Genomic DNA, 9300 nt, shown 5'->3' with positions numbered 1-9300 from the left:
CTGCATATCGTCGGCAGCGTCAGATGTGTATAAGAGACAGGGCTGGGGGTGGGGGGCTCTGCGCCGGGCCCCGTGCCTCAAGCGTCGGCGGGGCCGGGTTGGTCGGGCCGGGTGGGTGTCGGTCAGGGGCGGGCGATCGGGGCGAGGGTGGCGGCCGTGAGGGCGGCCAGGTCCGTGGCGGCGAGTTCGATCTCCAGGCCCCGGCGGCCCGCCGAGCAGCAGATCGTGGGGTGCGCCGTCGCGGACTCGTCGATCACCGTGCGCAGCCGCTTGCGCTGCCCCAGTGGGGAGATGCCGCCGCGGACGTAACCGGTGGTGCGCTCGGCCAGGGCCGGGTCCGCCATCGCAGCCCGCTTGCCGCCGACGGCCGCCGCCAGTGCCTTCAGGTCCAGCGACCCGGACACCGGCACCACCGCCACCGTCAGGACCCCGTCGACGTCCGCCACCAGCGTCTTGAAGACCTGCGTCGGGGAGACGCCCATCGCCTCGGCCGCCTCCTCGCCGTACGAGGGGTGCGCCGGGTCGTGCTCGTACGCGTGCGTGGTGAAGGCGACCCCCGCCGCCGTCAGCGCCGCGATCGCCGGGGTCCCGGCCGCCTGCTTCGTCTTCTTCGCCATCGGTCCCCCGTCGGTCGCTCTCGTCAGTTCGGGCTGGTCGGAGCCCGGGTCAGTTCCACCGCCGGCAGCGACGGCAGATGGCGGATCACCGCCGTCTCCGTGCGCAGCAGCTTCAGCTCCTCCGCCAGCCGCGTCGCCGTGTCCGGAGCCTGCAGCAGCCGCTGCTTCGCCGGGATGTCCAGCACCGCCGCCGCGGCCACCAGGTACGACACGACCGACGGCTCGTCGGGGAGCTCCGCACCCGTCAGGGACCGCTCGCGGGCCCCCGCCAGCCGCTTCTGGTAGCTGCGGAAGGCCCGCAGTACGCCCTCCGCGAGGACGCCGGCGCCGTCGCCCGTGTCCTCCGGAAGCTCCTCCAGCTCGGCCGTCAGGTAGGGCCCGGAGGAGTCCACCGACAGCAGCCGGACCCGGGTCGTACCGGTCGCGAGGACCTCGAAGCTGCCGTCCTCCCGCTCCCGGATCGTCGCCGCCTCCGCGACACAGCCCACCCGGTGGAACGCCTGGATCGGATCCTGGCCGAAGCCCGCGGCAGGGCCCCGCTCGGGCACCGACGTCGGATCCGGCAGGCCCGGCGCCGTCGGGGCGACCTCGCGGCCGTCGCGGATCGCCACGACGGCAAAGCGGCGCGGCTCGTCCTCACCCGACTTCAGCAACTCGCGCATCATGGCGCGATAACGCTCCTCGAAGACGTTCAGCGGGAGGACGAGTCCCGGGAACAGCACCGAGTTCAGTGGGAAGAGGGGCAGGCGAACGGTGGTCACGACGCACAGGGTAATCGTCCGCGGACGCGGCCCGTCACCCCCGACGCAGCAGCCGGGAGGCCCCCGCAGCCACCGTCGTGGCCAGGATCCAGCCCATGATGACGAGGCCCGCCGCCCCCCACTGCCAGCCGCCCTGCAGTTTCCACTGCCCCTGCTGGCCGAGGTCGATCACCGGGAGGAGCAGATCCAGCGCGTACAGCGGGGCGCTCCACTCCGGATGCTCGTCCCCTTTGATCGCCGGCGGGTCGAGCCGGGAGAACAGCAGCGCCCCCGCCGCCCACAGCACCGCCATCCACAGCGCGGCGCGGCCCGGCCGGTAGCCGTAGACCACCGTCCAGTCCTGGAGGTACCCCCACGCCTTGGGCCCCGGCGGCAGCGTGGCCCGTCGCCGCCGCTGCTTGGCCAGCAGCACCTCGCGCGCGTCGGCGTCCTCGCCGCAGGCCCGCAGTACGGCGGCCAGCCGCTCGTACGGCCCCGGCGAGTACTCGGGGGTGGCCGCCTCCAGCCAGGCCAGCCTGCGCGCCAGCGGGAAATGGCCGCGAGGTGCGAGGTCCTCGTACTCGAAACCCTCGATGGACAGTCCGCCCGGGCCCGGCCAGCTCGTGGAGGTGTCGACCAGTTTGACCACCTTCGCCCCCGACACCACCACCCGCCCGCGCTCCGGCCGCTCCCCGACGAAGCGGAACTCCGGAGTCTGGATCCGGCGCAGGGATATCTCCTGCTCGTCGGTGAGCAGGAAGCGCGCCCCGAAGAAGTCGATGGCGTCCCCGAACCGGCCGTCGTCCAGCCGCAGCCCGCCCCGGCACTCGAACGGCCGCGCCCGCTGCCCGCGCGCCGGCGTGCGGCCCAGCCCGTACGGGGGAGTGGAGGAGCCCGAGCCGTCAGGCCCGTAGTCCATGGCGATCGAGGTCAGGTACAGCGTGCGCTCCACGGTCAGCTGCGGCGCGTTCAGCGCGTGCCGCCCGGCGGGATTGACCAGCCGCGCCCCGCGCAGGTTCATCGACACGCCGACCTTCGCGCCGCGCAGGCTCACCTCCCCGTACGTCTCCAGCAGCTCCGCCTGGAAGTCCTGAGCCACCGACAGCCCGTCCGCGGCGATCGCCCGGCCCCTGGTGTCCCGCTGCACCACCGCCTGGCTGACCAGCAGATCGGTGCCGATCTGCGCGTCGGTCAGCCGGATCCCGCGCGCCACCCGGCAGCGCGGCAGGTGCAGGTCCCCCTCCGTCTGCAGCCGGGACGCCTCCAGCCGCGGGATCGCGCAGTTGACCAGGCGCAACGTGCCGAAGCGGGCCTCGGACAGCTGGATCTCACCGTCGAAGCGGCAGGACTGGAGCTCCACGTACGGAGCGACCGTCCCACCCGACAGATCCAGCCGCCCCGTGATCCGTACTCCGCGCAGCTTCAGGGACGCCACCCGGCCCGGCACTGGCGGCGGCCCGTGGAGCAGCAGCAGCGCCACCACCCCGGCGCGGACGCTGCGTGCGGCCCCCCAGGCGTGGTCACCGTGCGGATCGTCGGCTCCGGCGGCGCGGGCGCCGAGGTCGCAGACGCTGCCCGTGCGGTAGGCGTCCCACATACGGCGCTCGGAGGCGCTGAGATCCGCCGGATACCCCTCCGGGCTCGCCTCGGTCACCGCGGTCCCCCTCCGCTCGTGCACGCTCGGTACGTGTACGGGAACGCTAACGGGCACCTGTGACGTCCGGGGCGTGTATCAGCCAGTGATACGGGCGGACAGTGGGACGAAGCGGTCTGAGAGAATTGGGGGGTGATCTCTCGTATCGACCTGCGCGGTGACGCCCTCCCCGAGGGCGGCGCCCTGCGCGACCTGCTGCCCCGTGCCGAGTTCGACGTGGAAGCCGCACTGGAGAAGGTGCGGCCCATCTGCGAGGACGTCCATCATCGTGGCACGGCGGCGCTGATCGAGTACGCACAGAAGTTCGACGGAGTGGTTCTGGAGCAGGTCAGGGTGCCCGTCGAGGCGCTGAAGACCGCCCTCGACGAGCTCGACCCGGCCGTCCGCGCCGCCCTGGAGGAGTCGATCCGGCGTGCCCGGACCGTGCACCGCGCCCAGCGCCGCGCCGAGCACACCACCCAGGTGGTCCCCGGCGGCACCGTGACCGAGAAGTGGGTTCCCGTGGAACGCGTGGGGCTGTACGCCCCGGGCGGCCGCTCGGTGTACCCGTCCTCCGTCGTCATGAACGTGGTGCCGGCCCAGGAGGCGGGCGTCGAGTCGGTCGCGCTCGCGTCCCCGCCGCAGAAGGAGTTCGGCGGCCTGCCGCACCCCACGATCCTCGCCGCCTGCGCGCTGCTCGGCGTGGAGGAGGTCTACGCCGTGGGCGGGGCCCAGGCCGTCGCGATGTTCGCGTACGGCACCGAGGACTGCCGCCCCGCCAACATGGTCACCGGCCCCGGCAACATCTGGGTCGCCGCCGCCAAGCGCTACTTCACCGGCCGGATCGGCATCGACACCGAGGCCGGCCCCACCGAGATCGCCGTCCTCGCCGACTCCACCGCCGACCCGGTGCACGTCGCGGCCGACCTGATCAGCCAGGCCGAGCACGACCCGCTGGCAGCAGCCGTCCTCGTCACGGACTCCGCCGACCTAGCCGACGCCGTCGAGAGGGAGCTGGAGCCGCAGGTCGCCGCGACCAAGCACATCGAGGACCGGATCAAGCCCGCCCTCGCCGGCAAGCAGTCCGCGATCGTCCTCGTCGACAGCCTGGAGGACGGCCTCAAGGTCGTCGACGCCTACGGCGCCGAGCACCTGGAGATCCAGACCGCGGACGCCGCAGCCTGGGCCGCCCGCGTCCGCAACGCCGGCGCGATCTTCGTCGGCCCATGGGCCCCGGTCTCCCTCGGCGACTACTGCGCCGGCTCCAACCACGTCCTGCCCACCGGCGGCTGCGCCTGCCACTCCTCGGGCCTGTCCGTGCAGTCCTTCCTGCGCGGCATCCACATCGTCGACTACACCCGCGACGCCCTCGCCGAGGTCGCCCACCACGTGGTCACCCTCGCCGAGGCCGAGGACCTGCCCGCCCACGGCGCCGCCCTCAAGGCACGCTTCGGATGGAAGGTCCCCAACCAGTGACCCTCGGCATCGACGACCTCCCCATCCGGGACGAACTGCGCGGCAAGAGCCCGTACGGCGCCCCGCAGCTCGACGTGCCCGTCCAGCTGAACACCAACGAGAACCCCTACGAGCTGCCCGCCGCACTCGTCGCGCGCATCGCCGAGCGCGTCGCCGAGGCCGCCCGCACCCTCAACCGCTACCCGGACCGGGACGCGGTCGAGCTGCGCACCGAGCTGGCCGCCTACCTCACCCGGACCGGCAAGCACCCGGTCGCACGCGAGAACGTATGGGCGGCCAACGGCTCCAACGAGGTCATCCAGCAGCTGCTGCAGACCTTCGGCGGACCCGGCCGCACCGCGCTGGGCTTCGAGCCCTCGTACTCCATGCACGCGCTGATCTCCCGCGGCACCGGCACGGGATGGATCTCCGGCCCGCGCCGCGAGGACTTCCGCATCGACGTGGAGGCGGCCGAACGGGCGATCGCCGAGCACGCCCCCGACGTCGTCTTCATCACCTCGCCCAACAACCCCACGGGCACCGCCGTCGAGGCGGAGACCGTCCTCGCCCTCTACGAGGCGGCCCAGGCGGCCAAGCCCTCCCTCGTCATCGTCGACGAGGCCTACGTGGAGTTCAGCCACCGGGACTCGCTGCTGCCCCTCATCGAGGGCCGCCCCCACATGGTGATCTCCCGGACCATGTCCAAGGCCTTCGGCGCGGCCGGCCTGCGCCTGGGCTACCTGGCCGCGCACCCCGCCGTCGTCGACGCCGTGCAGCTGGTGCGCCTGCCGTACCACCTGTCCGCCGTCACCCAGGCCTCGGCACTCGCCGCCCTGGAGCACACCGACACCCTGCTCGGCTACGTCGAGCAGCTCAAGACCGAGCGGGACCGCCTGGTCACCGAACTGCGGGCCATCGGCTACGACGTCACCGAGTCCGACGCGAACTTCATCCAGTTCGGGACGTTCGAGGACGCGCACACCGCCTGGCAGAAGATCCTCGACCACGGGGTCCTCGTCCGGGACAACGGCGTCCCCGGCCGGCTGCGGGTCACCGCCGGCACCCCCGCGGAGAACGACGCGTTCCTGGAAGCGGTTCGCGCACTGAAGAAGGAGCAGCACGCATGAGCCGCATCGGACGGGTCGAACGGACCACCAAGGAGACCTCCGTCGTCGTCGAGATAAACCTCGACGGAACCGGACAGGTCGACGTCTCGACGGGCGTGGGCTTCTACGACCACATGCTCGACCAGCTCGGCCGCCACGGCCTCTTCGACCTCACCGTCAAGACCGACGGCGACCTGCACATCGACTCCCACCACACCATCGAGGACACCGCCCTCGCACTCGGCGCCGCCTTCAAGCAGGCCCTCGGCGACAAGGTGGGCATCTACCGCTTCGGCAACTGCACCGTGCCGCTCGACGAGTCCCTCGCCCAGGTGACCGTCGACCTGTCCGGCCGCCCCTACCTCGTGCACACCGAGCCCGAGAACATGGCGCCCATGATCGGCTCCTACGACACCACGATGACCCGGCACATCCTGGAGTCCTTCGTCGCGCAGGCCCAGATCGCCCTGCACGTCCACGTCCCGTACGGCCGCAACGCCCACCACATCGTGGAGTGCCAGTTCAAGGCGCTCGCCCGGGCCCTGCGCTACGCCGCCGAGTTCGACCCCCGCGCCGCCGGGATCCTGCCCTCCACGAAGGGCGCCCTCTAGCAGTGAACGGGCTGAACACCATCCTCATCGTCCTCGGCCTGTTCCTGGCCGGGGGCGTCTACTCCTTCAAGAAGCAGCAGATGCCCACATCGGTCGTGGTCCTGCTCGCCATCGCCTCCGCGATGTGCCTGGCGGCCGGAGTCCTGCGGATCCAAGGAATCTGGGAATGAGCACAGCACGCCCCACCAAGAAGGTCGTCGTCCTCGACTACGGCTTCGGCAACATCCGCTCCGCCGAACGCGCCCTCGCCCGCGTCGGCGCCGACGTCGAGATCACCCGCGACTACGACAAGGCCATGGACGCCGACGGACTCCTCGTCCCCGGCGTCGGCGCCTTCTCCGCCTGCATGCAGGGCCTGAGGGACGTCCGCGGCGACTGGATCATCGGCCGCCGCCTCTCCGGCGGCCGTCCCGTCATGGGCATCTGCGTCGGCATGCAGATCCTCTTCGAACGCGGCATCGAGCACGGCGTGGAGACCGAAGGCCTCGACGAGTGGCCCGGCACGGTCGGACCGCTCAAGGCCCCGGTCGTCCCCCACATGGGCTGGAACACCGTCGAGGCCCCAGCCGACAGCCAGGCCTTCGCCGGGCTCGACGCCGACGCCCGGTTCTATTTCGTGCACTCCTACGCGGCCCACGACTGGACCCTGGAAGTCACCAACCCGCTGATCCGCGCCCCCAAGGTCACCTGGTCCACCCACGGCGAGCGCTTCGTCGCGGCGGTGGAGAACGGGGCCCTGTGGGCCACCCAGTTCCACCCCGAGAAGTCCGGCGACGCCGGCGCCCAGCTCCTCACCAACTGGATCGAGACCCTCTGATGACCGCACCCGCGCTCGAACTCCTCCCCGCGGTCGACGTGCGCGACGGCCAGGCCGTCCGCCTCGTCCACGGCGTCTCCGGCAGCGAGACCTCCTACGGCTCCCCGCTGGAGGCCGCCCTCGCCTGGCAGGCCGCCGGCGCCGAATGGCTCCACCTCGTCGACCTGGACGCCGCCTTCGGCACCGGCGACAACCGCACGCTGGTCGCCGAGATCACCCGCGCCATGGACATCAAGGTCGAGCTGTCCGGCGGCATCCGCGACGACGCCTCGCTCGCCGCGGCCCTCGCCACCGGCTGCACCCGCGTCAACCTCGGCACCGCCGCCCTGGAGACCCCCGAATGGGCCGCCAAGGCCATCGCCGAGCACGGCGACCGGATCGCCATCGGCCTCGACGTGCGCGGCACCACCCTCAAGGGCCGCGGCTGGACCAGCGAGGGCGGCGACCTGTACGAGACCCTCGCCCGCCTCGACTCGGAGGGCTGCGCCCGCTACGTCGTCACCGACATCGGCAAGGACGGCACGCTCACCGGCCCCAACCTGGAGCTGCTGCGCAACGTCTGCGCCGCCACCGACCGGCCCGTCGTCGCCTCCGGCGGCGTCTCGTCGCTGGACGACCTGCGGGCCCTGTCCGAGCTGGTACCCCTGGGCGTCGAGGGCGCGATCGTCGGCAAGGCCCTGTACGCCAAGGCCTTCACCCTGGAAGAAGCCCTGAAGGTGGTCTCCGCATGAGTTCCGACGCCGTACGCCGCATCTCCTCCGGCGGCCCCTACGAGGACGTCATCGCCTACTCCCGCGCCGTGCAGCTCCCGAACGGGCTCGTGCTCGTCTCCGGGTGCACCGCCGCCGACGCGGGCGGCCCGTACGACCAGGCCGTCGCCGCCTTCGGCGTCGCCTTCAAGGCGCTGGCCCAGGCCGGCCTCGGGCCCGAGGACGTCGTCCGCACCCGTATGTACCTGACGCACGCCCGCGACGTGGACGAGGTGGGCCGCGCCCACAAGGAGCTCTTCGACGCGGTCCGCCCGGCCGCCACCATGCTCATCGTCTCCGGCTTCGTCGACCCGTCGATGGTCGTCGAGGTCGAGGTCGAGGCGTACAAGGCGGTGCCCGCATGAGCCTCGCCGTACGCGTGATCCCCTGCCTGGACGTCGACAACGGCCGCGTCGTCAAGGGCGTGAACTTCCAGAACCTGCGCGACGCGGGCGACCCGGTGGAGATGGCCAAGCTGTACGACGCCGAAGGCGCCGACGAGCTGACCTTCCTCGACATCACCGCGTCCTCCGGGAACCGCGAGACCACCTACGACGTGGTGCGCCGCACCGCCGAGCAGGTCTTCATCCCGCTGACCGTGGGCGGCGGCGTCCGCACGGGCGACGACGTCGACAAGCTGCTGCGCGCGGGCGCGGACAAGGTGGGCGTGAACACGGCCGCCATCGCCCGCCCCGAGCTGATCCAGGAGATCGCGGAGCGGTTCGGGCGGCAGGTCCTCGTCCTGTCCGTCGACGCCCGGCGCACGGGCACCGGTTCCTTCGAGGTCACCACGCACGGCGGCCGGCAGGGCACCGGCATCGACGCGGTCGAGTGGGCGCACCGGGCCGCGGAGCTGGGCGCAGGGGAGATCCTGCTCAACTCCATGGACGCGGACGGCACCAAGGACGGCTACGACGTCGAGATGATCGCGGCGGTCCGCAAGCACGTCACGGTGCCCGTGATCGCCTCGGGCGGCGCGGGCCGCCTCGCCGATTTCGCCCCGGCGATCGGGGCGGGGGCGGATGCGGTGCTCGCGGCGTCGGTGTTCCACTTCGGCGACCTCCGGATCGCCGACGTGAAGTCCGCCCTCCGCGAAGCGGGCCACCCGATCCGCTGACCCGCCTCCGGCGCGGCCTGCCGTTGCCTCGCGGTCTGCGGGGTCGCTGCTGCGGCCCGGCCGGGCGCCGCCCCAGTTCCCCGGCTGCGGGCCGGTGGCCGCGCCTCAAGCGCCGGCGGGGCTGGATGGACCGGCTGCGGGCCGGTGGCCGCGCCTCAAGCGCCGGCGGGGCTGGGGGTGGTGTCCCCGGCCAGGAGTGTTCTGGGTGGGGTGGTGCCCCTCCGGGGGCTCTCCTCGGCTCGGCGCGGTGCTGCACGTCTCGATCGTGCTCGGTGGTTGCGCCTCGGCCTGCGGGGAGCCCCCGGAGTGCCCCCACCCCACGGCCCGGACGCCGGGCGGGGCGGCCGGGGTGGGGGTGTGGGGACGGTGGGGGGTGTCCCCGCAGGACGAGCGCTGTCTCTTATACACATCTGACGCTGCCGACGATATGCAGTGTGTAGATCTCGGTGGTCGCC

11 protein-coding genes are annotated in these 9300 nt (G+C 72.5%); 8 read left to right on the top strand and 3 right to left on the bottom strand.

The genetic code is table 11. The features are described 5' to 3' along the window. Positions 1–122: 122 nt before the first annotated feature. From ybaK to IF89_RS0133245, 3 genes are read right to left on the bottom strand one after another with little or no spacing between them, the layout of a single operon-like run. On the bottom strand, positions 123–617 hold the full coding sequence (gene ybaK / locus IF89_RS0133255) for a Cys-tRNA(Pro) deacylase (protein ID WP_030776109.1): 495 nt from the start codon (positions 615–617) through the stop codon (positions 123–125). Between the two features lie 23 nt (positions 618–640). Continuing rightward, positions 641–1378 (bottom strand): LON peptidase substrate-binding domain-containing protein, encoded by a 738-nt coding sequence (locus tag IF89_RS0133250; RefSeq protein ID WP_030776106.1) that lies wholly within the window; start codon positions 1376–1378, stop codon positions 641–643. A gap of 34 nt (positions 1379–1412) precedes the next feature. Further along, entirely contained in the window at positions 1413–3011 is a 1599-nt protein-coding gene (locus IF89_RS0133245; protein ID WP_030776103.1) for a hypothetical protein, read from the bottom strand. A 132-nt stretch (positions 3012–3143) separates the two neighbouring features. Here IF89_RS0133245 and hisD point away from each other — a divergent pair, with 132 nt between their 5' ends. From hisD to hisF, 8 genes are read left to right on the top strand one after another with little or no spacing between them, the layout of a single operon-like run. After that, a complete protein-coding gene (gene hisD / locus IF89_RS0133240) occupies positions 3144–4466 on the top strand; it encodes a histidinol dehydrogenase (protein WP_030776100.1) in 1323 nt (440 codons plus the stop codon). After that, positions 4463–5572 carry a histidinol-phosphate transaminase gene (locus tag IF89_RS0133235; RefSeq protein WP_030776097.1) on the top strand — a complete coding sequence of 370 codons (1110 nt, stop codon included), beginning with the start codon at positions 4463–4465 and terminating at the stop codon, positions 5570–5572. The genes hisD and IF89_RS0133235 overlap by 4 nt, the downstream gene beginning before the upstream one ends. Beyond that, entirely contained in the window at positions 5569–6162 is a 594-nt protein-coding gene (gene hisB / locus IF89_RS0133230; RefSeq protein WP_030028107.1) for an imidazoleglycerol-phosphate dehydratase HisB, read from the top strand. Before IF89_RS0133235 ends, hisB begins: the two co-directional genes overlap by 4 nt. A gap of 2 nt (positions 6163–6164) precedes the next feature. Continuing rightward, positions 6165–6332, top strand: coding sequence for a hypothetical protein (locus IF89_RS47210; RefSeq protein WP_030776094.1), 168 nt, complete (start codon positions 6165–6167; stop codon positions 6330–6332). Beyond that, positions 6329–6979, top strand: a complete 651-nt coding sequence (gene hisH / locus IF89_RS0133220; RefSeq protein ID WP_030776091.1) for an imidazole glycerol phosphate synthase subunit HisH — start codon at positions 6329–6331, stop codon at positions 6977–6979. Before IF89_RS47210 ends, hisH begins: the two co-directional genes overlap by 4 nt. Then, positions 6979–7710 (top strand): bifunctional 1-(5-phosphoribosyl)-5-((5-phosphoribosylamino)methylideneamino)imidazole-4-carboxamide isomerase/phosphoribosylanthranilate isomerase PriA, encoded by a 732-nt coding sequence (gene priA, locus IF89_RS0133215; protein WP_030776088.1) that lies wholly within the window; start codon positions 6979–6981, stop codon positions 7708–7710. Before hisH ends, priA begins: the two co-directional genes overlap by 1 nt. Beyond that, positions 7707–8093 carry a RidA family protein gene (locus tag IF89_RS0133210; protein ID WP_030776085.1) on the top strand — a complete coding sequence of 129 codons (387 nt, stop codon included), beginning with the start codon at positions 7707–7709 and terminating at the stop codon, positions 8091–8093. Before priA ends, IF89_RS0133210 begins: the two co-directional genes overlap by 4 nt. Further along, complete coding sequence (gene hisF / locus IF89_RS0133205) at positions 8090–8845, top strand: imidazole glycerol phosphate synthase subunit HisF (protein WP_030776082.1); 756 nt, start codon at positions 8090–8092, stop codon at positions 8843–8845. Before IF89_RS0133210 ends, hisF begins: the two co-directional genes overlap by 4 nt. The last annotated feature ends 455 nt before the right edge of the window (positions 8846–9300 follow it).

The organism is Streptomyces sp. NRRL F-2664 (genome assembly GCF_000719345.1).
Taxonomy (GTDB): domain Bacteria; phylum Actinomycetota; class Actinomycetes; order Streptomycetales; family Streptomycetaceae; genus Streptomyces.
This window is presented reverse-complemented; position numbering and strand designations above follow the sequence as displayed.